A 25435-nucleotide genomic window follows, 5' to 3' on the forward strand; every position below is an offset into this window, starting at 1 on the left:
AAAGCACTGGAAAGGAGAGCATGCTCGTACTTTTCAGTGCTTTTTTGCTTTGAAGGGGCGTTAGTTCCTTCAAACACCCAAAAAGGCTCCTTTGATAGAGGAAAGGAAGAATATCTATGAATCTGATCCTGTTAGGCGCACCCGGCGCGGGCAAAGGCACCCAGGCCGAGATCATCTGCGCAAAGCTGAACATCCCCTCCATCAGCACCGGCAACATCCTGCGCGCTGCTGTCAAGGAAGGCACCGAGATGGGCCTGAAGGCCAAGAGCTTTATGGACGCTGGTGCTCTGGTGCCCGATGAGGTCATCATCGGCATCCTGAAGGACCGCCTGGCACAGGACGACTGCGCCAACGGTTTCATCCTGGACGGCGTGCCCCGCACCATCGCTCAGGCCGAGGCCATCGAGACCATGGGCATCCGCATCGACAAGGTGCTGGAGCTGTCTGTGGCGGACGATGTCATCGTGGAGCGGATGAGCGGCCGCCGCGTCTGCGAGAAGTGCGGCGCAAGCTACCACATCATCAACAAGAAGAGCAAGGTCGAGGGTGTGTGCGACCTGTGCGGCGGCAAGACCGTCATCCGCAAGGACGACCAGCCTGCTACCGTTCTGGATCGCCTGAAGGCTTACCACGAGCAGACTGAGCCGCTGGTGGCGTTTTACCGTGAGCGCGGCAAGCTGGCCGTGATCCCCTTCTGCCCCTCCATCGAGGAGACGACCGCTGAAGTGATGAAGGCACTGGAGGCATAATCGTGATCCAAATCAAGAATGCGAAAGAACTGGACGGAATGCGCAGGGCCAATGCCCTGAGCGCAGCTGCCCTGAAGTACGGCGGCCAGCACATTGAGGCTGGCATGACCACCTGGGAACTGGATAAGCTGATCTACGATTTCATCGTAAAGCACGGCGGTACCCCCAACTTCAAGGGACTGTACGGTTTCCCGGGAACAGCCTGCATCAGCCTGAATGATACCATCATCCATGGCATCCCGTCGCATGATATCGTCATCCGCCCGGGCGACATCGTCAGCATCGACACCGGTGCAAAGGTCGATGGCTTCAACGGCGACAACGCCTGCACCTATGCGGTGGGCAAGATCGACCTGGAAGCACAGCGCCTGCTGGATGTGACCAAGGCAGCTCTGTACAAGGGCATCGAGCAGGCAAAGGCCGGCAACCGCATCGGTGATATCGGCTATGCGGTGCAGAGCTACTGCGAGGACGCAGGCTTCTCCGTGGTCCGGGAGTTCGTGGGCCACGGCACCGGCCGTGAACTGCACGAGGACCCCGAGGTACCCAACTACGGCCATCAGGGCCGCGGCCCCCGCCTTGTGCCCGGCATGACCATTGCTATTGAGCCTATGATCTGCCAGTACGACTGCAAGATCACCCAGGCCAAGGACGGCTGGACGGTCAAGACCAAGGACGGCGGTCTGGCAGCGCACTTCGAGCACTCGAACGCGATCCTGAAGGATCACACCGAGATCATGACCCGCTTCTGGGATGATCTCGATTTTGATCCCGAGACCTTCTGCCTGAAGTAAGTAAACCGGTACAGCATCCCCCAAGGCCTCCCGGAAACGGGAGGTCTTTTTGCATCCAAAGCACGTCCTTTGTGCAATTCTGACAAGTTTTGGTGAAAAATTTTCATCTTCCCGGTGGAGAAGCGCAAAACCGGGGCGGGGAAACGGCCGGTTTGAAAATGCGAGAATTTTTTATCGGAAATACGGAAAAAACACTTGCAAATCCATTGCAAAAGGTGTATAATCTATAAATGGCCGTGACAGCCAGATGCTTTCTCGGTGGACAGGGATTTTCTGCCCACTTTGCGGATTTTGTGCCGCAGGAGAAGAAGTATGTGGCGGTTATCGCCGCCTGTCCGTCAATTCATGGCAAACTGAGCAGATCCAATGAGGAGGCAAATAGCTTGTCTAAAGAAGACGTTATCGAGATCGAAGGCATCGTGCGTGAAGCCATGCCCAACGCCATCTTTAAGGTGGAAATGTTGAGCGAGGATAAGAACACCGGGAAGCTCACTCCCAGCGGGCACATCCTCTTAGCGCACATCTCCGGCAAGCTGCGGACCAATTTCATCCGTATCCTGCCCGGGGACAAGGTTACCGTAGAAATGTCGCCCTATGACTTGTCAAAGGGCCGCATCACCTGGCGCTCCAAATAAGTGCCAGGGCATCAATCAAAAGGAGGTTCAACATCATGAAGGTCAAGCCTTCCGTGAAACCCATCTGCGAAAAGTGCAAGGTCATCCGCCGCAAAGGCCGCGTGATGGTCATCTGCCAGAACCCCAAGCATAAGCAGCGCCAGGGCTAATTCGGGCGCCTGGGGGTCAAGTGCGTAGAGTCCCGGCGCAGACCCCGACACTGACATGGGATGATTTTGGAGGATACTACTATGGCACGTATTGCCGGCGTTGACCTGCCCCGCGAGAAGCGCGTTCAGGTGGGTCTCACCTACGTTTACGGTATCGGTCAGACCACTGCTAACAAGATCCTGGAAGCAACTGGCATCAACCCCGATACCCGCGTCAAGGACCTGACTCTGGAAGAAGAGGCTAAGATCCGTGACTACATCGATCAGGCTAACATCATCGTTGAGGGCGACCTGCGCCGCAACGTTGCTCTGGACATCAAGCGCCTGGTTGAGATCCAGTCCTTCCGTGGCACCCGCCATCGCAAGAATCTGCCCTGCCGCGGCCAGCGCACCAAGACCAATGCACGTACCTGCAAGGGTCCCAAGCGCACTGTCGCTAACAAGAAGAAGTAAGGAGGATTTGAGAAATGGCAAGTGCAAATAACGCCAAGAAGGGCGCAAATGTCCGCATGAAGCGGAAAGAGCGCAAGAACATTGCTGCTGGTCAGGCTCATATCCAGTCTACCTTCAACAATACTGTCGTTACCATCACCGACCTGCAGGGTAATGCAGTGTCCTGGTGCTCCTCTGGCTCCCTGAACTTCCGTGGCAGCCGTAAGAGCACCCCGTTCGCAGCCCAGTCTGCTGCCGAGACCGCAGCCAAGGTTGCAATCGAGCATGGCATGAAGACTGTTGAAGTCTACGTCAAGGGCCCCGGCGCTGGCCGTGAGTCCGCTATCCGTGCGCTGCAGGCTACCGGCCTGGAAGTCACCCTGATCAAGGACGTGACTCCCATCCCCCACAACGGCTGCCGTCCCCCGAAGCGCCGTCGTGTCTGATCGAAGGAGGAAATTGAATTATGGCAAAGAATACGCAGCCTATCGCAAAGCGTTGCAAGGCCCTGGGCATTTCTCCTGCGGTCATGGGCTATGCAAAGAAGAATACCACCCGCAACTCCAACGGCAATGTCCGCAAGAAGCAGTCTGAGTACGCATCTCAGCTGAAGGAGAAGCAGAAGGTCAAGTTTATCTACGGCGTTCTGGAGAAGCAGTTCCACAATGCTTACCTGCGTGCTGAGGCTCGCCCCGGCAAGACCGGTGAGAACCTGCTCCAGATCATGGAGTGCCGTCTGGACAACGTCGTGTTCCGCCTGGGCTTTGCTCAGACCCGCCGCGACGCTCGTCAGCTGGTGAGCCACGCTCACTTCACCGTCAATGGCAAGAAGGTCAACATTCCTTCCTACCAGGTCAAGGCCGGTGACGTGATCGAGGTCCGTGAGTCCAGCCGCTCTTCTGCTAAGTTCGCAAAGCTCGTTGGCCCCGAGGCTCCCGTTGTGGCTCTGCCTTCCTGGCTGAACCGTGAGGCCGGCACCCTGAAGGGTGTTGTGACCAAGCTCCCCGAGCGCAGCGACATCGACTACGAAGTTGCAGAGCACCTCATCGTCGAGCTGTACTCCAAGTAATCCATTAAGAAGGGGAGGCCTTCCTTCTGGATGGCGACCTTTCGCATTCTTTTTAAAAGAATTTAATAATGGGCCGATGGCAACATCGGTTTGACAAGGAGGGCATAGATATGATGGAGATTGAACGTCCCAAAATCGAAACGGCAAGCCTGTCCCCGGACGGCCGCTACGGCAGATTCGTGGCGGAGCCTCTGGAGCGTGGCTTTGGCATCACACTGGGCAACAGCCTGCGTCGTGTGCTTCTTTCCTCTCTGCCCGGTGTCGCCGTGACCAGCGTCAAGATCGACGGCGTGGTTCACGAGTTCTCCACCATTGAGGGCGTCAAGGAAGACGTTACCGAAATTGTCCTGAACCTGAAGGGTATTGCTGCAAAGCTGTACACCGACGGGCCGAAGACAGTGCGTGTTGAGGCAGTCGGCCCTTGTGAGGTTACTGCGGACAACATCAAGCAGGGCGACGATATTGAGATCCTGAACCCTGAATGGCACATTGCAACCCTGGGCGAGGGCGGCAAGCTCGTCATGGAGCTCACCTTCGATAAGGGCCGCGGTTATGTGCCTGCAGAGCGCAACAAGCAGGCCATCGTCGAGAAGAACGATATCAACACTCTTCCCGTCGATAGCATTTACACCCCCGTGCTCAAGGTGAATTATAACGTTGAGAGCACCCGCGTTGGACAGGCCATCGATTACGACAAGCTGACCATCGAGGTTTGGACGGATGGCACGATCAATGCACAGGAAGCCGTTTCTCTGGCTGCCCGTGTGCTGACCGAGCACCTGAACCTCTTCGTCAACCTGTCCGATGAGGCTGCCGGTACGGAGATCATGGTGGAGAAGACCAACGACGATAAGGAAAAGGCTCTGGAGATGACCATCGAAGAGCTGGATCTGAGCGTCCGTTCCTTCAACTGCCTGAAGCGCGCCGGTATCAACACGGTGGAGGATCTGGTCAGCAAGAGCGAGGACGAGATGATGAAAGTCCGTAACCTCGGCCGCAAGAGCCTGGAAGAAGTCATGGCAAAGCTGGACTCCCTGGGCTTCAAGCTGAACACAGACGATGAGTAACTAAAATAATAAGGAGTGAAACGGGATGCCCGGTACCAGAAAGCTCGGTAGAACCAGCGACAGCCGCAACGCTATGATGCGCGCTATGGTCACCTACCTGTTAGAGAATGGCAAGATTGAGACCACTGTCACTCGCGCTAAGGACGTTCGTTCCATGGCCGAGAAGATGATCACCCTGGGTAAGGCCAGCGACCTGCACACCAAGCGTCAGGTCTACGCCTACATCACCAAGGAAGATGTTGCAAAGAAGCTGTTTGATGAGATCAGCCCCAAGTACGCTGACCGCAACGGCGGCTACACCCGCATCATCAAGATCGGCGCTCGCCGCGGCGACGCTGCTGAGATGGCAGTTCTGGAGCTCGTCTGATCGACTCTGACTGTTCAAACAGTGTAACAAAGGCTCTTTCCCTTCGGGGAAAGGGCCTTTTTGCATCGTGTGGCCCGGGCAGCGGGGTGTTCCCAAAGCAAGTGTCCGCTGGGGTGGGCCCCTGCTGCCGCAGGCAGTAGGGCGGGCGATGGAATGGCCCGTTTCACTTGCGTGGGAATGCCCCGCTGCCCGGTTGGGCGTTAGCAGCTGGGGCTTGTGATGGCGGGGCAAGAATGCTATAATTATACTGTATTTCTGCACGACTTTGCAAATTTTCCACAGAAGGGAGGGGCGGCGGTTGAAAAGACGACGGTTTCTGGTGCTGAGTGCAGGCTGCATGATGGGCCTGCTCTCGGCGTGCGGCCTTCCGATGTCGGAAAATGTGCAGGTGGAGGAGCTGCTGCGTGCCCCGCGCCTTCCGGGCGACTACGGTGCGCTGCAGAATGCCCTGAACGAATGGCTGGGGGAGAGCGCCCAGCTGAAATACCCGATGCAGGGGGAGCTGCTCTCGCCGTTCCTTTTGCAGGATCTGGATGGTGACGGCCAGCAGGATGCCGCTGTTCTCTACACCACGGCCCAGAGTTCCAACGTCTGTATTGCATTTTTGCAGAAGGATGCTGCAGGCGTGTGGCAGGTCCGCCAGAGCATCGAGGGTTTGGCGGATACAGTGGACAATGTCCGGCTGGCACAGCTGCAGGATGGTGCCGCCACCCAGCTGGTGGTGGGGTACCTCGCCGCGCAGGGTGACAGCTATCTGGCGGTGTACTCCTACGAGAACGGCACGGTCAATGCCATTCTGGAACAGTCCTATGAGCAGTATCTGGTGGAGGATATCACCGGCGGCGGCAACGAGGATCTGATCCTGATGTCCACGCTGGAGGACGGCGGGGTGCAGATCGAGCTGCTGACCGTTGACCGGGACGGGATGTTCCAGCAGGTGGCCGTCATGGGCCTTTCGGCAGATAAGTTCTCGGGCTGCGCCGCTGTGGCGGCGGGCCTGGGAGCGGACGGAAAGCGCTATCTGGTGCTGGACGGCTGGACCGGCCTTTCGGGCAACAATCTGGCCACGGTGCTGCTCTACTTCGATGAGGAAAGCCAGCAGATGCTGCCCGCTGAGCAGATCAGCACCAGTGAGCTGTACAATGCGTCCCTGCGCAATGTCTCCACGCTGGTCAGCCGGGATCTGGACGGCGACGGCATCGTGGAGATCCCCACCCAGCCTGACGAAGCGGGCCTGCTGAACCTGAGCCAGAGCCGACGGATGGATTTCATCGTCTGGATGGACTACACCAGCCCGGAGCCGGAAAAGAGCTTCGGCCTGTTGGACGAGGAGAGCAGCTGCTACATTGAGCTGCCCGCCGAGTGGGAGGGCAACCTGATGCTCACCGACAGCGCTGAGGGAGAGGAAGCTGTGGAGCTGCGCACCGTGGACGAGGGCAAGCTGGTGCTGACCATGCGCCTGGTTCCTTCCAGCGAGAGCGCGGCGGGCTGGACCCGCCTGGGCGTGGTGGCATCCCGCCAGATGCAGGCCAGGTTCGGGCCGGACGTGGTGCTGAAGGATCAGAGCTATCGACTGTCCCGGTCGTTGTACCGGTTGAATTGATGATACCGCTCAGTTTTGCAGAAGTTTACCGGATGCAGGCTGGGTGTTCTGAGGTGAAATGCTTCTCCGTGTGCTCTTGGGCAGAGGGAGAAAGCAGAAAAATATGGAGGTCTTAGATGGTCAAGGTACTTGTGGTAGAGGATGAAGCCAGCATCCGCGAGATGATCGCGCTGAACCTGCGGCTGGCGGGGATGGAGGCGGTGGAGGCCGACAGCGCCGAAGCCGCCCTGCCTCTGCTGGAGCAGAAGCCCGGCTGTGATGCAGCCATCCTGGATGTGATGCTGCCCGGCATGAATGGGTTCTCGCTCTGCGAGACCATCCGCCGCACCGACCAGAAGATCGGCATCATCATCCTGAGCGCCAAGGGGCAGGAGCAGGACAAGATCCGCGGCCTGTCCATCGGCGCGGATGACTATATGACCAAGCCCTTCAGCGTCAGTGAGCTGCTGGCCCGTGTGGAGGCCCTCTGCCGCCGGGTGGGCCGCTCGGGCGGCGGCTCCGCTGCAGACGAAAATGCCCCCACCACGCTGGTCAGCGGGGAATTTGTGCTGGATGAGAACCGCCGTGTTCTCCTCAAGGCCGGGCGGCAGATCGAGCTGACCCAGGTGGAGTTCCAGATCATGGAGCTGTTCTTCCACAACCCCGGCATCGCGCTGGTGCGGGAAAAGATCCTGAAGGGCGTGTGGGGCGAGAACTACTTCGGCGATGTGAAGATCGTGGATGTGAACATCCGCCGCCTGCGGATGAAGGTAGAGGATGAGCCCAGCCACCCCACCCACATTATGACAGTGTGGGGCTACGGCTACCGGTGGGAGGAGTAAAGAAAAACCTCTCAGTTGCGCTGTGCTCGACAGCTCTCCCGACAGGAGAGCCGAGATCACTGACAGAAAGGAGGAAAAGCAATGCGCAGTGGTATTACCCACCGCTGGCTGCGGGGAAGCCTGTTCCTGACCGTGCTGCTGGTGCTGCTGGTGGAGAGCATGTTCGTGTACAACTTCAGCCGCAGCTACTACAACAGCGTCCAGCAGACCATGATGCGGCGTTTTTCCTCCATCAACGGTCAGCTGAAAATGTACACCGGCGATACGGCCCAGAAGACCGCGGCCAACCGCAGTGTGGCCCTGCGCCGGATGGTGGAGCAGTTTGCGGATAAAGACAAATATGAGTTCATGCTGCTGGACGGCTACGGCGGCGTGATCGCCTCGTCCAGCGGCACAGGTGCGGACGGCATCGTTGTGCAGGACGACTTTAACAAGGCACAGGATGCACCGGACGGCGTGGGTGTGGCCATCTACCGCACCGCCAGCGGGGAAACGGTCATGGCCGTGTGCAGTCTGGTGCCCTACGCGGCCGAGGATGTGGCTGCCATGCGCCTTGTCACCAGCCTGACGCTGGTGCAGGAGCAGCTGAAAAGCGTTTTCATCATCAGCCTGATCGTGGTGGCGGCCATTCTGGGCTTTACAGTGGCCTCCGGCCTGTACTTCGTGCGGGGCATCGTGGTGCCGCTGGGGCAGGTGGAGCGGATCGCCGCCAGCATCGCCCGGGGAGAGCTGGATGTCCGCCTGCCTGTGACCGGTGACGAGCGGGACGAGGTGGACCGCCTGCGCGGCACCATCAATCAGATGGCCGAGGGGCTGGAAGAGACGGAGAAGATGAAGAACGAATTCATCAGCTCGGTCTCCCATGAGCTGCGCACGCCGCTCACCTCCATCCGGGGCTGGGTGGAGACCCTGCGCACCCTGGATGACCCCACCGATGAGAACTACCGCAAGGGGCTGGAGATCATCAACAACGAGACCGCCCGCCTGTACAACATGGTGGAGGAGCTGCTGGATTTCAGCCGCCTGCAGAATGGCCGCCTGAAAATGGAGTGCCGCCCCCTGGACCTTGTGGCCGAGCTGACGGACGCTGTCCTTTTCTGTGAAGCGCGCATCCAGCGGGAGGGGCTTCTGCTGGCCTATGCGGAGCCGGAGGAGATGATCCCGGTCTACGCCGACCCGGACCGCCTGCGGCAGGTGTTCATCAACATTCTGGACAATGCCATCAAGTATTCGGCCCCCGGCGGACGCATCACGGTCAAGATCTGGCAGGGCGAGTACAAAGCCTTCATCGAGATCATCGATCAGGGCCGCGGCATCCCGCCGGAGGATCTGGAAAACGTCAAGACCAAGTTTTACAAGGGCAGCAACTCGGTGCGGGGCAGCGGCATCGGCCTTGCGCTGGTGGATTCCATTATGACCGCACTGGACGGTACCATGGACCTCAAGAGTACGCTGGGCCGGGGCACGGTGGTCACCCTGGGCCTGCCGATCTATAAACGATAAGAGATTGTCCATATTTATCTGGTAAGATAGAGGGGCAGTTTTTACGATAGAGAGGGGACGCAGCGCCCCATAGGAGAGCCAATGAATCAACCGAACAAGGAACGCTTCAAGACGAGTGTGGGCGGGCAGGCCCTGATGGAGGGCATTATGATGCGGGGCCCGAAAAACATCTGCTGTGCTGTCCGCAAGCCCGATGGAACCATTGAGACCAAGGTCGAGCCCACCCCCACCCACGGCGTGTGGACAAAGATCCCGCTGGTGCGGGGAGCCATCTCGATGATCGAAAGCCTGATCATGGGATACAAGTACATGATGTACTCGGCACAGGTGAGCATGGGGGACGACTACGACCCCGCCGAAGAGGAGACCGCCTTTGAAAAATGGGTGGGCGACCATCTGGGCAAAAAGGCCGAAGATATCATGCTGGCGGCGGCTGCCGTGATCGGCGGGCTGTTTGCCATCCTGCTCTTCACCGTTCTGCCCACGGTGCTGGTGGGCGGCCTGAACCATCTGGTGCCGCTGGGCCGCTGGGCCAAGGTGGTGCTGGAGGCGGTGCTCAAGGTCGCCATCTTCCTGACCTACATGGCCGCCATCTCCCGGATGAAGGAGATCCACCGGGTGTTCGAGTACCACGGGGCCGAGCACAAGACCATTGCCTGCTACGAGGCCGGAGACCCCCTCACGGTGGAGAATGTCCGCAAATATACCCGCTTCCACCCCCGGTGCGGCACCAGCTTTTTGATTTTGGTGGTCATCGTCAGCGTGTTCCTGTACAGCGTGCTGCCCTGGTCCAGCACCAGCCTGCGGGTGGTGTTCAAGCTGCTGCTCCTGCCGCTGGTCATGGGCATCAGCTACGAGCTGCTCAAGTGGTGCGGCCGGTCGGATAACATCGCCACCCGCATCATCCGGCAGCCCGGCATCTGGGTGCAGCATCTGACCGTGTTTGAGCCGGACGACAGCATGATCGAGGTGGCCATTGCCGCCGTCACGCCGGTCCTGCCCGAGGACCCGGAGGACGGCAGATGGTAACCGCAGGGATGCTGCCCCGGGCAGCAGTCCGGGAGGTGGAGGCACGCCTGCGCGCCGCAGGCTGCCCCGACGCGGATTTTGACGCGGCCGAGCTCTTCCGGCTGGCAGTGGGCGGGGATGTCCGCCTTGCCGATGCTCCGCTGGGTGCAGAGCAGGCAGAGCGGCTGGAAGCCCTGACGGCCCGCCGCGCGGCCCGGGAGCCTTTGCAGTACCTTTGTGGCAGCTGGCCCTTCCTTGATTTTGAGCTGGCTGTCGGCCCCGGCGTGCTCTGCCCCCGGGCCGATACTGAGGTGGTGGCCGAAGCCGCCGCCGGAATGCTGGCTGAGGTGGAGGCACCCCGGGTGCTCGACCTCTGCGCCGGCACAGGCTGTTTGGGGCTGGGCGTGAAGCGCTTCTGCCCGGCGGCACAGGTCACAAGTCTGGAGAAGAGCCCTGCGGCATACCGCTATCTGGAACAGAACGCCCATCTCTCCCCGGTACTGACCATCACCCCGGTGCAGGGGGATCTGTTCACCTACTGGCAGACCCTGCCGGAGGGGCAGCTGGACCTTATTGTGTCGAACCCGCCTTACCTGACCGCCGCCGAGATGGGCGAACTGCAGCCCGAGGTGGCGCAGGAGCCTGCCATGGCGCTGGAAGCGGGGGAGGATGGGCTGGTATTTTACCGCGCCATTGCGGAACACTACCTGCAAGCCCTGCGCCCCGGCGGTGCCCTTGCCCTGGAGATCGGCTGGCAGCAGCGGGAAGCTGTAACGGCCCTGCTTGCCGCCAACGGGTGGACGGACATCGCGTGCAGAAAAGACTTTGGCGGCAATGACCGCTGTGTGATGGCGAGAAAACAATAAAAATATCTACAACTTCCTGTTGTAATATCTGTAAAATGTGTTATACTAGTACCGAAAGAATTGGAATGCCCGCGCCTGCGTTTGGCCGCACCGCGCCGGGAACAGATGACAAAGGAGCATGACACTATGGCAAAAAATCAGAACAACAACGTTGCCCCGGCGACCCAGAAGACCGATCCCGGTGCCAAGAAGGATGCGCTGGCCACGGCACTGGCCCAGATCGAGAAGCAGTTTGGCAAGGGCGCTGTGATGAAGCTGGGCGACAACGCTGCCATGCAGGTGGATGCCATCTCGACCGGAAGCATCGGCCTGGATCTGGCACTGGGCGTGGGCGGCGTGCCCCGGGGCCGCATCATTGAGGTGTACGGCCCCGAATCCAGTGGTAAGACCACGCTGGCCCTGCATGTTCTGGCCGAAGCCCAGAAGAAGGGCGGCGATGTTGCCTTCATCGACGTGGAGCACGCGCTGGACCCTGTGTATGCCGAGGCGCTGGGCGTGGACATCAACAACCTGCTGGTCAGCCAGCCCGATACCGGTGAGCAGGCCATGGAGATCTGCGAGGCGCTGGTGCGCTCCGGTGCCATTGATGCCATCGTTGTGGACTCTGTTGCCGCCATGGTGCCCCGCGCTGAGATCGAGGGCGAGATGGGCGACAGCCATGTGGGCCTGCAGGCTCGCCTGATGAGCCAGGCCATGCGCAAGCTGACCAGCGTCATCGGCAAGACCAACACCGTCTGCATCTTCATCAACCAGCTGCGTGAAAAGGTCGGCGTGGTCTACGGCAACCCCGAGGTCACCACCGGCGGCCGCGCCCTGAAGTATTATTCCTCTGTCCGCATCGATATCCGCCGCGTGGAGGGCCTGAAGGATTCTTCCGGCCAGTTCATCGGCAACCATACCCGCGCCAAGATCGTCAAGAACAAGGTGGCTCCTCCGTTCCGTGAGGCTGAGTTCGACATCATGTTCGGCGAGGGCATCTCCAAGATGAGTGAGCTCATCGATCTGGGTGTCAAGCTGGGCATCGTTCAGAAGAGCGGTGCATGGTTCAACTACGGCGATATCCGCCTGGGTCAGGGCCGCGACAATGCCAAGCAGTTTCTGCGCGATAACCCCGAGATCGCCAACGATATCGAGGGTCAGGTGCGCGCCAATGCCGACAAGCTCTATGCCACCCGCCGCCCGGGGGGCAAGGCTGCTGCCGCCCCTGCAGAGGGGGAACCGGCAGCTCCTGCCACAGCAAAGGAGCCGGTGGTCAAGGCTCCCGCCCGCAGCAGCGAGAGTGAGCTGGATATCATGGTGGAAGAGTAAATGGCCTTTTACAGCCGTGGCCGCCGCCCGCTGGCCGAAGAGGAAAAATCTACCGATGCCGCCAAGGCCCGCACCCGGGCCATGGAGCTGCTGGCCGGGCAGGAGTTTTCCTCGGGCCAGCTGTATGAGCGGCTGAACCGCCGCTATACCCAGCAGACCAGTGCCGCCGTGGTGGCAGAGATGGTGCAGCGGGAGTATATCAACGATGCCCGCTATGCCGAGACCCGTGCCCACGCTCTGCTGGCGGCAAAAAAGAGCCGCCGCGCCGCTGCCCAGAATCTGCGGCAGAAGGGCCTGGCCGCAGGCGAGATCCAGCAGGCGCTGGATGCTGTTTACACCCCCGATGTTTCCGGCGAGGACCCGGAGCTGGAAGCCGCCGCCGCTCTGGTGGAAGGGCATTACCGCAAAAAGTTGGAAGCGGGCCGCAGGGATCTGGTCATTGCGGCCCTGCAGCGGCGGGGATTTTCGTATTCCGTCATTAAGGAAGCCATTCGCAGGGTGGAGGAGGGGGAATAACCCTCTCAGTCAAAGCCTGCGGCTTTGCCAGCTCCCCCGAAGGGGGAGCTTTTCCGGAGCAAATCGTAAAAAATCAAAAGCATCCCTCAAAAGAGAAAGAGAGTATCATCCCTTATGAAAATTGCATGTATTTCCCTTGGCTGCCCCAAGAACCAGGTCGATCTGGACGTGATGGTGCACATCCTGCTTTCGGCCGGTCACGAGACGGTGGCCGACCTGGGTGAAGCCGATGTCATTCTGGTCAACACCTGCGGCTTTATCGAGAGCGCCAAGACCGAGGCCATTGAGAACATTCTGGAGGCCTGCGCTTACAAGCAGCAGAACCCGGAGCTGAAGGTCATCGTCACCGGCTGCCTGGCCGAGCGTTACCGCAGCCAGATCGAGGAGGAGATCCCCGAGGTGGATGCTGTGGTGGGCTGTGCCTCCAACAAGGCCATTGACACCATCGTGGCCCGCCTGTTCCAGGGTGAGAACCATCTGGAAAGCTACGGTGCCAAAAAGGACTTCCCGCTGGGCGGCAAGCGTGTCATCGGCACGCCTGCCCACTATGCGTACTTAAAGATCGCAGAGGGCTGCAACAACCGCTGCCACTACTGCGCCATCCCGGGCATCCGCGGCCCGCTGCACAGCCGCGATCTGGCCGACTGCGTGGCCGAGGCCCGCTGGCTGGCCGGTGAGGGCGTGAAGGAGCTGATCGTGGTGGCCCAGGACCCCACCGCCTATGGCGAGGACTGGGGCAAGCCCGGCAGCATCTGTGAGCTGCTGGACAAGCTGAACAAGGTGCCGGGCCTTGAGTGGATCCGCATCATGTACGCCTACCCGGAGCGCATCACCGATGACTTTATTGCCGCCATGAAGCGGAACGAGAAGGTGGTGCCCTACCTTGACCTGCCCATCCAGCACTGCAACGATACCATCCTCAAGAACATGAACCGCCGCTCCACCCGTGCGGAGCTGCTGGAGGTCATCGGCAAGTTGCGCCGGGAGATCCCCGGCATCACCCTGCGCACCACCCTGATCGCAGGCTTCCCTGGTGAGACCGAGGAGCAGTTTGAGGATCTGTGCAACTTCGTCAAGGAGGTCAAATTTGACCGTCTGGGCTGCTTTGCCTATTCTGCCGAGGAGAACACCGTGGCCGCGAAGATGGACGGCCAGATCGATCAGGAGACCAAGGACCGGCGCGCAGAGCTGGTGATGCAGATCCAGACCGGCATCATGGCCCAGAAACAGGCCGAAAAGGTGGGCCAGACCGTCCGTGTGCTCTGTGACGGCATCGACGAGGAGAGCGGCCTGTACCTCTGCCGCACCACCGGCGATGCCCCCGAGGTGGACGGCAATGTCTGCGTTTCCAGCAAGGAGCCGCTCTACCCCGGCCAGTTCTATGATGTGCTGGTGGAGGACAGCGACCTTTACGATCTGTACGGAACGGTTGCAAAATAACAAATTGGAGGAATCTATATGAATCTGCCCAATAAGCTCACCCTGACCCGGATCATTCTGGTGCCGGTGTTCATGGTCTTCGTTTCCCTGACCCAGATCGGCACGGAAGATTTCAACCCTACCTGGTATCTGGTGGCAGGCATCGTCTTTGCCGCGGCCAGCTTTACTGATTTTCTGGACGGCCATCTGGCCCGCAAGTGGAACATGGTCACCGACTTCGGCAAGTTTGCCGACCCGCTGGCCGACAAGCTGCTGACCACCGTGGCCTTCATTTACATGCTGCGGGACGGCGTGTGCAGTCCGGTGGTGCTCTGCATCATCCTGGCCCGTGAGTTCGCCGTGTCCGGTCTGCGGATGGTGGCCGCCGGTGCCAAGGACGGCAAGGTCATCGCCGCCAACATGTGGGGCAAGGTCAAGACTGTGCTGCAGATGCTGACCATCATCTTCTACTACTTCGGCACCGCATTGACCTGGGGCAATTCCGTTATGATAGGCGCTGACTGCGTGTTCCTCTCCTACTGGCTGTGCTGGCTGGTGGCCATTGCCACCGCCATCTCCGGCATCAAGTATCTGTGGGACAACCGCAGCTTCATCAATACCGCAAAATGATCAAGAAGATCGCCATTCTCTGTTCCATTTTCCTGAACCTCTGCATCGTGCGGTGGGAGCCGATGGCCATCCGGATGACCTGGGAAGCGGTGGGCAGCAAGACCTTCACCTTTTACACCGAGAACTCCAATGTCTTTGCGTTCTTCGTCTGCCTGCTGGTGGCGGTGTGTCAGGTGATCTGCCTGTTCACGGGGCGGCAGCTGCCCCGCTGGGTCAAGATGCTCAAATACATTGCCACCTGCTGCCTGACCATGACCTTCCTGACCGTGGTGTTCGTGCTGGGGCCCTACTGTGCCGACCAGGGCGGCGTGGTGTTTCTGCTGACCGAGAGCTCCATGCTCTACCACCACCTGCTCAACCCGCTGTGTGCCTTTGTCTCCTTTGTCCTGCTGGAACGGGAGCCAAAGCTGCCTGCGCGGTGCGTTCCGCTGGCGCTGGTCCCCACGATGCTCTATGGCTCTGTGGCCCTCTGGGCCAATTACCAGCGGCTCATCACCGGGCCTTACCCGTTCCTGCTGGTCTATCAGCAGACCACCCGGCAGACGGTGCTGTGGTGTGCGGCCATCCTGGCCATGAACCTGCTCTATGCCTGGCTTGTCTGGCGGCTGGGCGGGAACCGCCGCAAAAAGAAAAATGTGGGCTTGCTTTTCAGAAGCTGAGATGCAAAAAGGCTCTCTGCCGGTTTTGGCAGAGAGCCTTTTCTCGTGTTTTGCTTACAGCAGGGGGATCCCAGCCTTTGCGCAGGCCGCGCGGGTGGCTTCGTCCCAGACGCTTGCCTGTACCTCGCCGATGTGGGCGCTGCCCAGCAGCAGCATGCACAGACGGCTCTGGCCGATGCCGCCGCCGATGGTGTAGGGCAGCTCACCGTTCAGCACTGCCTTGTGGAAAGGCAGGGTGCGGCGGTCGTCACAGCCGGCCATGGTCAGCTGCCGGTCCATGCTCTCGGGGCTGACGCGGATACCCATGCTGCTCAGCTCGTAGCTGCACTGCAGGGGCTCGTTCCAGAACAGCAGGTCACCGTTCAGGTCCCAGTCGTCGTAGTCGGGGGCGCGGCCGTCGTGGGGCTTGCCGCTCTTCAGGGGAGCACCGATCTTCATCAGGAAGGTGGTGCCGTTCTCCTTTACAAAGGCATTCTCGCGCTCCTTCGGGGTCAGGTCAGGGTACTTGTCCTCCAGCTCCTGGGTGGTGATAAAGGTCACGTTGGGGGTGTGAAGGGGCAGATCCTGCAACTGGGGGAACATGGCGTGCAGGTTCATCTCGGTGGCGCAGACGGCCGACACGATGGAGCGCACCACATTCTTCAGGTAGGCCTCGCTGCGGTCCTCCTCGCGGATGACCTTCTCCCAGTCCCACTGGTCCACATAAACGGAGTGGAGGTTGTCCAGCTCCTCGTCCCGGCGGATGGCGTTCATGTCGCAGTACAGGCCCTTGCCTACCCGGAAGCCGTAGTCCTTCAGGGCCTTGCGCTTCCACTTTGCCAGCGACTGCACCACCTGTGCCTCGATGCCGCTGTCCCGGATGTCAAAGGTGACCTTGCGTTCCACGCCGTTCAGGTCGTCGTTCAGGCCGGTGGAAGCCTCCAGAAACAGCGGAGCCGACACGCGGTAGAGGTTCAGCGTGGCACACAGGGTGTCGGCAAACAGCCGCTTCACGGTGCCGATGGCACGCTGGGTGTCGTACAGGTTCAGCGCGGGTGTGTAGTTCTGCGGGATCATCGTTTTGCTCATAACAGTATACCCCTCTCTTTCCGTTCTCCGCCGCCGAGTTGCGGCACCGGAACGGCTTTCCCTTTAATACAGTAAATTATGGCACAATTTCAGAGCGTTGTAAAGGGGAGAACGCAAAGCCGGTGCAATTCGGGAGCTTACGCCTCTGCCACGGCCTCGATCTCGCACAGGACACCCTTGGGCAGATCCTTGACGGCAACGCAGCTGCGGGCGGGCTTGGAGGTGAAGTACTTTGCGTAGACCTCGTTGAAGGCGGCAAAGTCAGCGATATCGGCCAGGAAGCAGGTGGTCTTGATGACCTTGTCGTAGCCGGAACCGGCGGCTTCCAGGATCGCACCCACGTTCTTGCAGCTCTGCTCGGTCTGGGCGGCGATGCCTTCGGGCACAGTGCCGTCCGCGGGGTTCACAGGGATCTGGCCGGAGGTGTAGACGAAACCGCCTGCGATGAAGCCCTGGGAGTAGGGGCCGATCGCGCCGGGAGCCTTTTCAGTAGCGATGACTTTCATGGAAAATACCTTCTTTCTGTGTGTTTGATGGAGCTTTTCTCTTTGGGGAGAAAAATTCTGCTGCTTGAAGTCTACACCATGCGGCAGGATGTGTCAATCCGGGCGGGACTTTTTGCCCATGCGGCCTTTACAAGCGGGCAAAAAGGCGGTATCCTTAATCTATTGATACACCACCCTTCAGGAGGAACCCATGGATATCCGCCAGCTGCACTATTTTCTGGTTTTGTGCGAAGAAATGAACTACACCCGCGCGTCACAGCGGCTGTTTCTGTCGCGGCAGGCCCTGCGGCAGAGCATCACGGCGCTGGAAGCCGAGCTCTGCGGCCCGCTGTTCGTCAGCGCTCACCACAAGCTCTCGCTCACCGAGCGGGGGCTGAGTTTGCAGCGCCATGCGGCCCCGGTGGTGGAGCAGTTCCAGCAGATGCAGGCGGCCCTCCATGCGGAGATCCAGTCGGCCCAGCCGGTGCGCATCGGCATCAGTGTCTCGCTGGTGCCGGACTACCTGCCCGGGCTGGAGACCCAGCTGGACAAGTTCCGCCAGCAGTACCCCCACATTGAGATGCGGTTCCGCCTGCTGGAAAACGATGCCGTGGCCGATGGTGTGGAGCAGGGAGAGCTGGACGCGGGCCTTGTGATGGATCTGGGCACGGCGGCTCCGGTGCTGGCCCGCACCACCCTGCGGGCCGACCCGGCCTGCCTGCTGGTGCCGCGCGGCCATCCCCTCTGGGAAAAGGAGCGGGTGCCGCTTTCGGCCCTGCGGGGCCAGCGGGTGCTGCTGCCCAGCCTGCGGCAGGATCTGTTCAGCCCCCTGTGGGATGCCTGCGCCAGGGAGGGCTTTGCACCCAACGCGGAGATCGGCCCCAGCTTCTATCAGGCATACTATCTGGTCCAGGAGCAGCTCTGCACCTGTCTGACCCGCTACGAGCCGGGGGCACGGCGGGAGCTGGACCGGGTGCGGGACGTGCTGCTGGAAGATCTGCCGCCCCTCTGCGTCTCGATGGTGCAGCGGCGCGACCATAACTCGGCCTATCTTGACCTGCTGCGGGGCTACCTGATGGAGGTCATCGGGGGAGCGGCATCCCTGCCGCCCCGGCGGGGCCGCCCGGCAAAGCCCTTCTACAACTTCCCGGTGCTGTCCAGCGCCGCCCCCAAGGCGGCACCGCAGCACCCGGCTCCGGGCACCCAGCTGCCCTTTGCGGGCGGAAACAACTTCCGGGAGCTGGGCGGCTACGAGGCCGACGAGGGCAAGCATGTCAAGTGGGGGCAGATCTACCGCGGCATTCCCACCGGGCTGCTGACCGGGGCGGCTGACCGCAAGCTGCTGGACAGCCTGGGCTTGCGGCTCATCCTTGACCTGCGCAGCGAGTCCGAGGCAGCGGAGCAGCCCGACTATGTGCCCGATGGCGCGCGGCTGGTGCGCATCTGCGGGCTTTGCCACCCGGACGGAAGCGAGATCTCCTTTTCTCCCGGGGACATTGAAAAGCTGCTCAAGGGCAAGAAGGATGAGGAGCATAACCTCGCCGATGCCATGTATGAGCAGATGCTCTTCCGCAATAAGGCCTACAAGGAGCTGTTCCGGGCGCTGGAGGCGGGCGAAACGCCGATCCTGTTCCACTGCTCCGGCGGGAAAGACCGCACCGGCGTGGCGGCCATGCTCATCCTGCTGGCGCTGGGCGCTTCCGATGAAACGATCTGTCAGGATTTTGTCCGGACCAATGTCTGCCGCCGCCCGGAGCTGGAAAAGATCTGGGCCGCCCATGCCGAGGAGATCGAGGCGCATCCCGAACAGAAGCAGTTCTATCAGGGCATTGCCGGTGTCCACCCGGAGTCTGCCCACTTTGTGCTGGACACCATCCGCAAAGAGTATGGCACCACCGATGCCTATCTCGAGGCGGAATACGGCCTGACCCCCGCCCGCCTGATGCGGCTGCGGCGGATGTATCTGGAATAATGGCTGTTTTTTTAGAAAATTCCTTTCACTTTACTTGACATTGTACCAAATGTTTCGTAATATAAGAAGTAGTATGGAATCCATGACGCTGCGTGCAGGGATCTTCCGCAACCAAAGTTCAATGGGGCTTCATCTGCCCGTTTTTATATGAAAACCTTGTAGATAAAAAAGCTGCATCAGGCCGCAGGGGCAAACATGCCCTTTTTGTGCGGTGCTGTTGTCTGTTTTGTTGTTGAGAGCTTGATTTTGTATTGTTGACCCACGCCTTGCGCGGCAGCGTCTCCAGATTTTAGTTAATTTTGAACTTTAATTGTAAGGAGAGTGAACACGATGTCCCCGATCATTCTGTTGATCGTGGTCGTGGTTGCTGCTGTTGCTGCCGGCGCGGGTTATTTTATTGGTTACAACAACCGTAAAAAGACCGCCGAGGCACAGATCGGCAGCGCAGAAGCCGAGGCTACCCGCCTGGTGAACGAAGCAATCAAGACCGCTGACCAAAAACGAAAAGAAGCTGTTCTGGAAGCCAAGGATGAGGCTTTCCGTCTGAAAGCCGAGGTCGATGCCCAGAAGGCAGAGGCCGACAAGGAGATCAAGCAGCGCCGTGCTGAGATCAGCCGCCAGGAGAACCGCATTGACCAGAAGGAAAATGCGCTGGACCGCAAGACCGAAGCCCTGGAAAAGAAGGAAGAAGAGCTCAAGAAAAAGCACGAGGAGGCCGACAGCCGTCTGGCTGAGGTGGATGCCATCCGTGCCAAGGAGATGGAGCGCCTGGAGACCCTGGCGGGCCTGAGCCAGGAGGATGCCCGCGAAGTGCTGCTGCACAAGGTGGACGAGGAGCTCACCCACGAGAAGGCTGTCCGTGTGGCTGCCTACGAGACTGACCTGAAGGAAAACTGCGATAACATCGCCCGCAACATGATCGGTCAGGCCATCAGCCGCTGCGCCGCTGACCACTGCAGCGAGACCACCGTCAGCGTGGTGCCCCTGCCCAGCGACGAGATGAAGGGCCGTATCATCGGCCGTGAGGGCCGCAACATCCGCGCGCTGGAAACTGCCACCGGCGTGGATCTTATCATCGATGATACCCCGGAGGCCATCACCCTGTCCTCCTTTGACCAGACCCGCCGCGAGGTTGCCCGCATGACGCTGGAGCGCCTGATCGGTGATGGCCGCATCCACCCCGCCCGCATTGAGGAGACGGTGGAGAAGTGCCGCCACGACCTTGAGCTGCAGATGAAGCGGGAGGGCGAGCGCGCCGTGATGGAACTTGGCATCCACGGCCTGCACCCCGACCTCATCAAGCTCATCGGCCGCCTGAAGTACCGCACCAGCTTTGGCCAGAATGCTCTGACCCACAGCATGGAGGTGGCCTGGTTGGCCGGTCTGCTGGCAGGCGAGATGGGCGTGAACGTCACGCTGGCCCGCCGTGCCGGTCTGCTGCATGATATCGGCAAGGCCCTTGACCATGAGATCGAGGGCAGCCATGTCCAGATCGGTGTGGATATCTGCCGCAAGTACAAGGAAAACACCCAGATCATCCATGCCATTGAGGCCCACCACGGCGATGTGGAGCCCAAGACCCCGCTGGCCTTTATCATCCAGGCCTGCGATGCCATCAGCGCCGCACGTCCCGGTGCCCGCCGCGAGAACGTGGAGAGCTATGTCAAGCGTCTGGAAAATCTGGAGGAGATCTCTTCCAGCTTTGAGGGCGTGGAGCAGGCCTTTGCCGTTCAGGCCGGCCGCGAAGTCCGCATCATGGTCAAGCCTGATGTCATCAGCGATGATCAGGTCATCCTGCTGGCCCGCCAGATCGCCAAGAAGATCGAGGATACCCTCGATTATCCCGGCCAGATCAAGGTCAACGTCATCCGCGAGAGCCGCGCCATCGAGTACGCGAAGTAAGATCAGAATCAAGAGGAGCCCGTTGTGTTCGTACAGCGGGCTCCTTTTTTGTCTGTGAGTCTCTCGGGCGCGTCGTGTCAGATCTCCGGGCAGGGGTGCAGGTTTATGAGACCGTCTATCCTGCTTTTCCTGCTGGGAGAGGTGTCATTGCGAAGCAATGACAAAGAGAACTGCGATAGGCTGAACTGATTTCAACTCTTAATAAAATGAAGTGAACGAAGTTAAATGTACTCTGTGGGAATACAAGTGGTGACTTTAATGCAAGAACTGTCTTTACACAAAATACAGCACAGGAGAAAAACTATACAAAAATTAGTTTCCGTTTTCGGCGGGATGTTGGATAAAGGGGAGAAATGGGCCTTTTTGGAGAATAAATTCGGCAAAAAGTCTTTTCTTTGCCGACGGATGGATGTATAATGCGGCCATGGCACAAGGGTGTGCAGAAGCTCCAGAGGGGGAGCAGAGCCCCTTGTGCATTTTCAGAAACTGATGCTTTATCAGTGTAGAGCATTAAAGAGAGGGGAAAACATATATGAAATTCGATCGTCGTATTTCGCGCCGCAGCTTCCTGGCAGCTGCCGGTGTCACCTCTGCCGCGCTGGCTCTGACAGCCTGCGGCGGCTCTTCCAGCTCCACGGCTGCATCTTCTGCAGCCAGCGGCGCTTCCTCTGCTGCGGCTGGCACCGCACAGGGCGGCACCCTGAACATCATGCTGGAGACCGAGGTCCAGTCTCTGGACCCCCAGGTGGCCACCGACGGCACCTCCTTTGAGGTCATCGCGGATTACACCGATGGCCTGATGCAGATGGATGCTGACGGTGCAGCAGTTCCCGCCATGGCGGAGACTTATGACATCAGCGAGGACGGCAAGACCTACACCTTCCACCTGCGCGATGCAAAGTGGTCCAACGGTGAGGCTGTGACCGCCGCCGACTTTGTGTTCGGCTGGCAGCGTGCCGTAGACCCCGCCACCGCTTCCGAGTATTCCTACATGCTGTCCGACATTGGTCAGGTGGTCAACGCCGCTGAGATCATTGCCGGTGAAAAGCCCGTTACCGACCTGGGCGTGACCGCAGTGGATGACAAGACCCTGGAGGTGCAGCTGAACGTTCCTGTCAGCTACTTCCTGAGCCTGATGTACTTCCCCACCTTCTACCCGGTGAACGAGGCCTTCTACAACACCTGCGCTGACACCTTTGGCACCAGCCCCGAAACGGTGCTGTCCAACGGTGCGTTCGTGCTGACCGATTATCAGCCCGCCGCCACCGCCTTTGCGCTGGAAAAGAACCCCGATTACTATGATGCGGATAAGATCGCTCTGGACGGTCTGGCCTATCAGGTCATCAAGGACAGCCAGCAGGCTTTGATGAGCTATCAGACCGGCACGCTGGATATCACCCTGCTGAACGGTGAGCAGGTCGATCAGGTCAAGGATGATCCCGAGTTTACCAGTGTGGGTGCCGGTTACCTGTGGTACATCAGCCCCAACATCGACGCTGTGCCTGATCTGGCAAACCTGAACCTGCGCAAGGCCATGACCTTTGCGCTGGATCGTGATGCCATTACCGGCGATGTGCTGAAGGATGGCTCCACCCCCGCATACACCGCTGTTCCCGCACAGTTTGCAACCGGCCCCGACGGCAGCGATTTCAGCGCCGACCAGACCAAGTTTGCAGATGACTGTGCTTATGACCCCGAGAAGGCCAAGGAGCTCTTTGAGACCGCCAAGGCTGAGCTGGGCAAGGATACCTTCACCTTTGATATGGTGGTGGATGCTGACGATGCACCCCAAAAGGTGGCTCAGGTCGTCAAGGAGCAGCTGGAGACCACGCTGGAGGGCCTGACCATCAACCTGACCGTGGAGCCCAAGAAGCAGCGCGTGCAGGATATGCAGGACGGCACCTTTGAGCTGGGCCTGACCCGCTGGGGCCCCGACTACGCTGACCCCATGACCTATCTGGGTATGTGGGTGACCGGCAACTCCAACAACTACGGTCTGTGGAGCGATGCCGACTACGATGCCATCATTGACGAGTGCACCACCGGTGATTTGTGCACCGACCCCGAGGGCCGCTGGGCAGCCCTGTATGAGGCCGAGCAGATCGTCCTCGAACAGGCCGTCATCTTCCCCCTGTACGGCCAGTGCAACGCCGAGATGATCTCCTCTGCCGTCAAGGGTGTCGAGCATCACCCCTGCGCTCTGAACCGTGTGTACAAGAACACCACCAAGAGCGAGTAAACAACTGAATCGCTGAATAAGGCCGCACAGTGGCCCGCAAAAGCCACTGTGCGCCTTTTTGGCATTGTGCCTGTCCGCGGCAGACGAACGACTGACCGCGAAAATACACCCGGACAAAGGGGGTCCACCCGACGTGAAAAAATATACGCTCAAGCGAATCCTGACCTCGCTGTTCACACTGCTGGCCATTCTGCTGGTGCTGTTTATTCTGATGCAGCTGATGCCCGGTTCGCCCTTCAATGATGAAAAGCTGACGCCCGATATGCGGGCTGCCCTGTACGCAAAGTACGGCCTGGATCAGCCCATCTACATCCAGTTCTTCCGCTATGTGGGCAACATGCTCCGGGGAGATCTTGGCGTGAGCTATAACATCTCCAAGAATACACCCATCTCCCAGCTCATCCAGAGCCGCCTGCCCATCTCCATTCAGGTGGGCGGCATGGCTGTGACGCTGGGTGCCGCTGTGGGCCTGGTGCTGGGCATCATTGCCGCACTCAAGCGGGATACCATTTTTGATACCATCGCCACCATCATCTCGGTCATCGGCGTGTCGGTGCCTTCCTATGTGTTCGCACTGGCCCTGAGCTATGCCTTTGGCTTCAAGCTCCGCTGGTTCCCGATGCTGTTCTCCGCCAAGGATGTCTTTGGCTCCAGCGTCCTGCCCAGCATCTCGCTTTCCATGTTCACCATGGCCTCCATTGCCCGCTTTACCCGCAGTGAGATGATCGAAGTCCTTGATTCCGATTACATGCTGCTGGCTGAGAGCAAGGGCATCTCCGGCCCGGCGCTGATCTTCCGCCATGCCCTGCGCAATGCCCTCATCCCCATCATCACGGTGCTGGCACCCCTGATCGTGGATCTGATGACCGGCTCGCTGGTGGTGGAAAAGATCTTCGCCATTCCCGGCGTGGGCAGCCTGCTGGTCACGGCCATCCAGTCCAACGATTACAACGTGGTCATTGGCCTGAGCTTTATTTACAGCGCCATGTACATTGGCATCATGCTGGTCGTTGACCTGCTCTACGGCATCATCGATCCGCGCATTCGTCTGGCAAAGGGGGATGACTGATATGGCAGAAAAAGCAATCCGCCTGGGCGGCGAATCCACAGCGGATGCCATCGTCAGCGCGGTGGATTCCCTGTATCCCGAGCACACCTTTGAGGACAAGGAGTTTGCCCTCAAGCACAACGACGATGAGATCGCCGTGGATACCAACTTTGCGGCCCAGAGCTTCTGGAAGGATGCCATCCTCCGCTTCTTCGGCAAGAGGAGCGCCGTGCTGGGCCTGATCCTGATCGCTGTCATCGTGCTGCTGGCCGTTTTTGGCCCGGGCATGAACAGCTATACCTACTCCGGCCAGGATCTGAGCCAGAAGAACTTTGCCCCCCGGGTGCCGGGCATCGAGCGCCTCGGCATTCTGGACGGCAGCGAGAAGATGAGCACCACCACCGGCAGCAAGACCGTCAACGCTTATGTGGAAAAGGGCAAGGACGATGTCTACTACTGGTTCGGCAGTGACCTGTACGGCCGCGATATCTGGACCCGCACCTGGGAGGGTGCCCGTGTCTCCCTGATCATCGCGGTGGCCGCTGCTGTCATCGATATGGTCATCGGCATGAGCTATGGCCTGATCTCCGGCTACTTTGGCGGCAGGGTGGATATGGTGATGCAGCGCTTCCTTGAGGTGGCCAACGGCATTCCCCGCCTGGTCATCGTTACGCTGCTGCTGCTGGTGCTGCAGCCCGGCATGGTCACCATCATCTTTGCCCTGATGCTGACCGAATGGGTGGGCATGAGCCGCATTGCCCGCGCCGAGATGCTCAAGCTGAAGGATCAGGAATTCGTGCTGGCCTCCCGCACGCTGGGTGCAGGCAGCTTCTTCATCATCTTCAAGGAAGTGCTGCCCAACATCATCGGACCCATCATCACGCAGGTCATGTTCAGCATCCCCACCGCCATCTTTACCGAAGCATTCCTGTCCTTTGTGGGTCTGGGCATCCCGGTGCCCCAGTGCTCGCTGGGTTCTTTGATCAGTGAGCTGTACAACAGCTTCACCACCCACCCCTATCAGATCATTCCGCCCATTGTGGTGATGAGCCTGCTGATGCTCAGCTTCAATCTGGTGGCCGATGGTCTGCGCGAGGCCCTGGACCCCAAGATGAAGAGTATGTAA

At 59.7% G+C, this 25435-nt stretch carries 26 protein-coding genes; 24 read left to right on the top strand and 2 right to left on the bottom strand.

Going from position 1 to position 25435, the window contains the following annotated elements; genetic code table 11:
• Nucleotides 1-116 precede the first annotated feature (116 nt).
• From D3F01_RS12005 to D3F01_RS12095, 19 genes are all read left to right on the top strand, one after another.
• Complete coding sequence (locus D3F01_RS12005; protein WP_156076328.1) at nt 117-749, top strand: adenylate kinase; 633 nt, start codon at nt 117-119, stop codon at nt 747-749.
• A 2-nt stretch (nt 750-751) separates the two neighbouring features.
• Nucleotides 752-1543 (top strand): type I methionyl aminopeptidase, encoded by a 792-nt coding sequence (gene map, locus D3F01_RS12010; protein WP_242888923.1) that lies wholly within the window; start codon nt 752-754, stop codon nt 1541-1543.
• A gap of 383 nt (nt 1544-1926) precedes the next feature.
• A complete protein-coding gene (infA, locus tag D3F01_RS12015) occupies nt 1927-2178 on the top strand; it encodes a translation initiation factor IF-1 (RefSeq protein WP_005937979.1) in 252 nt (83 codons plus the stop codon).
• Between the two features lie 35 nt (nt 2179-2213).
• The gene (rpmJ, locus tag D3F01_RS12020) at nt 2214-2327 is read left to right on the top strand and encodes a 50S ribosomal protein L36 (RefSeq protein WP_005921832.1); all 114 of its coding nucleotides are present in this window, start codon (nt 2214-2216) and stop codon (nt 2325-2327) included.
• 81 nt (nt 2328-2408) lie between these two features.
• Nucleotides 2409-2780, top strand: coding sequence for a 30S ribosomal protein S13 (gene rpsM / locus D3F01_RS12025; protein ID WP_005937976.1), 372 nt, complete (start codon nt 2409-2411; stop codon nt 2778-2780).
• Between the two features lie 14 nt (nt 2781-2794).
• Nucleotides 2795-3205 (top strand): 30S ribosomal protein S11, encoded by a 411-nt coding sequence (gene rpsK, locus D3F01_RS12030; protein ID WP_005934894.1) that lies wholly within the window; start codon nt 2795-2797, stop codon nt 3203-3205.
• A gap of 20 nt (nt 3206-3225) precedes the next feature.
• Nucleotides 3226-3828: a 30S ribosomal protein S4 gene (gene rpsD, locus D3F01_RS12035; protein ID WP_005934893.1), complete on the top strand. Its 603-nt coding sequence runs from the start codon at nt 3226-3228 to the stop codon at nt 3826-3828.
• 110 nt (nt 3829-3938) lie between these two features.
• A complete protein-coding gene (locus D3F01_RS12040) occupies nt 3939-4895 on the top strand; it encodes a DNA-directed RNA polymerase subunit alpha (protein WP_035394747.1) in 957 nt (318 codons plus the stop codon).
• Between the two features lie 25 nt (nt 4896-4920).
• Nucleotides 4921-5262, top strand: coding sequence for a 50S ribosomal protein L17 (gene rplQ, locus D3F01_RS12045; RefSeq protein ID WP_005934891.1), 342 nt, complete (start codon nt 4921-4923; stop codon nt 5260-5262).
• 298 nt (nt 5263-5560) lie between these two features.
• Nucleotides 5561-6865, top strand: coding sequence for a hypothetical protein (locus tag D3F01_RS12050; RefSeq protein WP_242888926.1), 1305 nt, complete (start codon nt 5561-5563; stop codon nt 6863-6865).
• 116 nt (nt 6866-6981) lie between these two features.
• Nucleotides 6982-7686: a response regulator transcription factor gene (locus D3F01_RS12055; RefSeq protein WP_005934889.1), complete on the top strand. Its 705-nt coding sequence runs from the start codon at nt 6982-6984 to the stop codon at nt 7684-7686.
• Between the two features lie 81 nt (nt 7687-7767).
• Entirely contained in the window at nt 7768-9189 is a 1422-nt protein-coding gene (locus D3F01_RS12060; protein WP_117477348.1) for a HAMP domain-containing sensor histidine kinase, read from the top strand.
• 81 nt (nt 9190-9270) lie between these two features.
• A complete protein-coding gene (locus D3F01_RS12065) occupies nt 9271-10218 on the top strand; it encodes a DUF1385 domain-containing protein (RefSeq protein ID WP_097771298.1) in 948 nt (315 codons plus the stop codon).
• Nucleotides 10212-11063, top strand: coding sequence for a peptide chain release factor N(5)-glutamine methyltransferase (gene prmC / locus D3F01_RS12070; protein ID WP_242888928.1), 852 nt, complete (start codon nt 10212-10214; stop codon nt 11061-11063). Before D3F01_RS12065 ends, prmC begins: the two co-directional genes overlap by 7 nt.
• Before the next feature lie 126 nt (nt 11064-11189).
• On the top strand, nt 11190-12371 hold the full coding sequence (recA, locus tag D3F01_RS12075) for a recombinase RecA (RefSeq protein ID WP_082210798.1): 1182 nt from the start codon (nt 11190-11192) through the stop codon (nt 12369-12371).
• On the top strand, nt 12372-12887 hold the full coding sequence (locus D3F01_RS12080; protein WP_242888930.1) for a RecX family transcriptional regulator: 516 nt from the start codon (nt 12372-12374) through the stop codon (nt 12885-12887).
• A gap of 114 nt (nt 12888-13001) precedes the next feature.
• Complete coding sequence (rimO, locus tag D3F01_RS12085; protein WP_242888932.1) at nt 13002-14327, top strand: 30S ribosomal protein S12 methylthiotransferase RimO; 1326 nt, start codon at nt 13002-13004, stop codon at nt 14325-14327.
• 18 nt (nt 14328-14345) lie between these two features.
• Nucleotides 14346-14936, top strand: coding sequence for a CDP-diacylglycerol--glycerol-3-phosphate 3-phosphatidyltransferase (pgsA, locus tag D3F01_RS12090; protein ID WP_242888934.1), 591 nt, complete (start codon nt 14346-14348; stop codon nt 14934-14936).
• Nucleotides 14933-15595 (top strand): hypothetical protein, encoded by a 663-nt coding sequence (locus D3F01_RS12095; RefSeq protein ID WP_242888935.1) that lies wholly within the window; start codon nt 14933-14935, stop codon nt 15593-15595. Before pgsA ends, D3F01_RS12095 begins: the two co-directional genes overlap by 4 nt.
• A 54-nt stretch (nt 15596-15649) precedes the next feature.
• Here D3F01_RS12095 and asnA read toward each other — a convergent pair whose 3' ends face one another.
• Both asnA and D3F01_RS12105 read right to left on the bottom strand, forming a co-directional pair.
• Nucleotides 15650-16663 (bottom strand): aspartate--ammonia ligase, encoded by a 1014-nt coding sequence (gene asnA, locus D3F01_RS12100; protein ID WP_156062204.1) that lies wholly within the window; start codon nt 16661-16663, stop codon nt 15650-15652.
• 137 nt (nt 16664-16800) lie between these two features.
• Nucleotides 16801-17169 (bottom strand): RidA family protein, encoded by a 369-nt coding sequence (locus D3F01_RS12105; RefSeq protein WP_097773256.1) that lies wholly within the window; start codon nt 17167-17169, stop codon nt 16801-16803.
• Nucleotides 17170-17359: 190 nt separating this feature from the next.
• On the opposite strand from D3F01_RS12105, the gene D3F01_RS12110 reads away from it, so the two are divergent.
• The 5 genes from D3F01_RS12110 to D3F01_RS12130 all read left to right on the top strand — a co-directional run bounded on the left by D3F01_RS12110 (nt 17360) and on the right by D3F01_RS12130 (nt 25435).
• Nucleotides 17360-19120 (top strand): tyrosine-protein phosphatase, encoded by a 1761-nt coding sequence (locus D3F01_RS12110; protein ID WP_242888936.1) that lies wholly within the window; start codon nt 17360-17362, stop codon nt 19118-19120.
• A 330-nt stretch (nt 19121-19450) separates the two neighbouring features.
• Nucleotides 19451-21022 (top strand): ribonuclease Y, encoded by a 1572-nt coding sequence (rny, locus tag D3F01_RS12115; RefSeq protein ID WP_005934875.1) that lies wholly within the window; start codon nt 19451-19453, stop codon nt 21020-21022.
• 532 nt (nt 21023-21554) lie between these two features.
• Complete coding sequence (locus D3F01_RS12120) at nt 21555-23261, top strand: ABC transporter substrate-binding protein (RefSeq protein ID WP_242888937.1); 1707 nt, start codon at nt 21555-21557, stop codon at nt 23259-23261.
• Between the two features lie 133 nt (nt 23262-23394).
• Nucleotides 23395-24330: an ABC transporter permease gene (locus D3F01_RS12125; RefSeq protein WP_097771287.1), complete on the top strand. Its 936-nt coding sequence runs from the start codon at nt 23395-23397 to the stop codon at nt 24328-24330.
• A gap of 1 nt (nt 24331) precedes the next feature.
• Nucleotides 24332-25435, top strand: a complete 1104-nt coding sequence (locus D3F01_RS12130) for an ABC transporter permease (protein ID WP_242888938.1) — start codon at nt 24332-24334, stop codon at nt 25433-25435.

The organism is Faecalibacterium sp. BCRC 81149, from assembly GCF_022750605.1.
GTDB lineage: Bacteria > Bacillota > Clostridia > Oscillospirales > Ruminococcaceae > Faecalibacterium > Faecalibacterium duncaniae.

What these genes read in the sequence shown, in the direction of transcription:
- D3F01_RS12005 (WP_156076328.1), top strand. Translation starts at nt 117, where the DNA reads ATGAATCTGATCCTGTTAGGCGCACCCGGCGCGGGCAAAGGCACCCAG.
- rpmJ (WP_005921832.1), top strand. Translation starts at nt 2,214, where the DNA reads ATGAAGGTCAAGCCTTCCGTGAAACCCATCTGCGAAAAGTGCAAGGTC.
- rpsM (WP_005937976.1), top strand. Translation starts at nt 2,409, where the DNA reads ATGGCACGTATTGCCGGCGTTGACCTGCCCCGCGAGAAGCGCGTTCAG.
- rpsK (WP_005934894.1), top strand. Translation starts at nt 2,795, where the DNA reads ATGGCAAGTGCAAATAACGCCAAGAAGGGCGCAAATGTCCGCATGAAG.
- rpsD (WP_005934893.1), top strand. Translation starts at nt 3,226, where the DNA reads ATGGCAAAGAATACGCAGCCTATCGCAAAGCGTTGCAAGGCCCTGGGC.
- D3F01_RS12040 (WP_035394747.1), top strand. Translation starts at nt 3,939, where the DNA reads ATGATGGAGATTGAACGTCCCAAAATCGAAACGGCAAGCCTGTCCCCG.
- rplQ (WP_005934891.1), top strand. Translation starts at nt 4,921, where the DNA reads ATGCCCGGTACCAGAAAGCTCGGTAGAACCAGCGACAGCCGCAACGCT.
- D3F01_RS12055 (WP_005934889.1), top strand. Translation starts at nt 6,982, where the DNA reads ATGGTCAAGGTACTTGTGGTAGAGGATGAAGCCAGCATCCGCGAGATG.
- D3F01_RS12060 (WP_117477348.1), top strand. Translation starts at nt 7,768, where the DNA reads ATGCGCAGTGGTATTACCCACCGCTGGCTGCGGGGAAGCCTGTTCCTG.
- D3F01_RS12065 (WP_097771298.1), top strand. Translation starts at nt 9,271, where the DNA reads ATGAATCAACCGAACAAGGAACGCTTCAAGACGAGTGTGGGCGGGCAG.
- prmC (WP_242888928.1), top strand. Translation starts at nt 10,212, where the DNA reads ATGGTAACCGCAGGGATGCTGCCCCGGGCAGCAGTCCGGGAGGTGGAG.
- recA (WP_082210798.1), top strand. Translation starts at nt 11,190, where the DNA reads ATGGCAAAAAATCAGAACAACAACGTTGCCCCGGCGACCCAGAAGACC.
- D3F01_RS12080 (WP_242888930.1), top strand. Translation starts at nt 12,372, where the DNA reads ATGGCCTTTTACAGCCGTGGCCGCCGCCCGCTGGCCGAAGAGGAAAAA.
- rimO (WP_242888932.1), top strand. Translation starts at nt 13,002, where the DNA reads ATGAAAATTGCATGTATTTCCCTTGGCTGCCCCAAGAACCAGGTCGAT.
- pgsA (WP_242888934.1), top strand. Translation starts at nt 14,346, where the DNA reads ATGAATCTGCCCAATAAGCTCACCCTGACCCGGATCATTCTGGTGCCG.
- D3F01_RS12095 (WP_242888935.1), top strand. Translation starts at nt 14,933, where the DNA reads ATGATCAAGAAGATCGCCATTCTCTGTTCCATTTTCCTGAACCTCTGC.
- asnA (WP_156062204.1), bottom strand. Translation starts at nt 16,663, where the DNA reads ATGAGCAAAACGATGATCCCGCAGAACTACACACCCGCGCTGAACCTG.
- D3F01_RS12105 (WP_097773256.1), bottom strand. Translation starts at nt 17,169, where the DNA reads ATGAAAGTCATCGCTACTGAAAAGGCTCCCGGCGCGATCGGCCCCTAC.
- D3F01_RS12110 (WP_242888936.1), top strand. Translation starts at nt 17,360, where the DNA reads ATGGATATCCGCCAGCTGCACTATTTTCTGGTTTTGTGCGAAGAAATG.
- rny (WP_005934875.1), top strand. Translation starts at nt 19,451, where the DNA reads ATGTCCCCGATCATTCTGTTGATCGTGGTCGTGGTTGCTGCTGTTGCT.
- D3F01_RS12120 (WP_242888937.1), top strand. Translation starts at nt 21,555, where the DNA reads ATGAAATTCGATCGTCGTATTTCGCGCCGCAGCTTCCTGGCAGCTGCC.
- D3F01_RS12130 (WP_242888938.1), top strand. Translation starts at nt 24,332, where the DNA reads ATGGCAGAAAAAGCAATCCGCCTGGGCGGCGAATCCACAGCGGATGCC.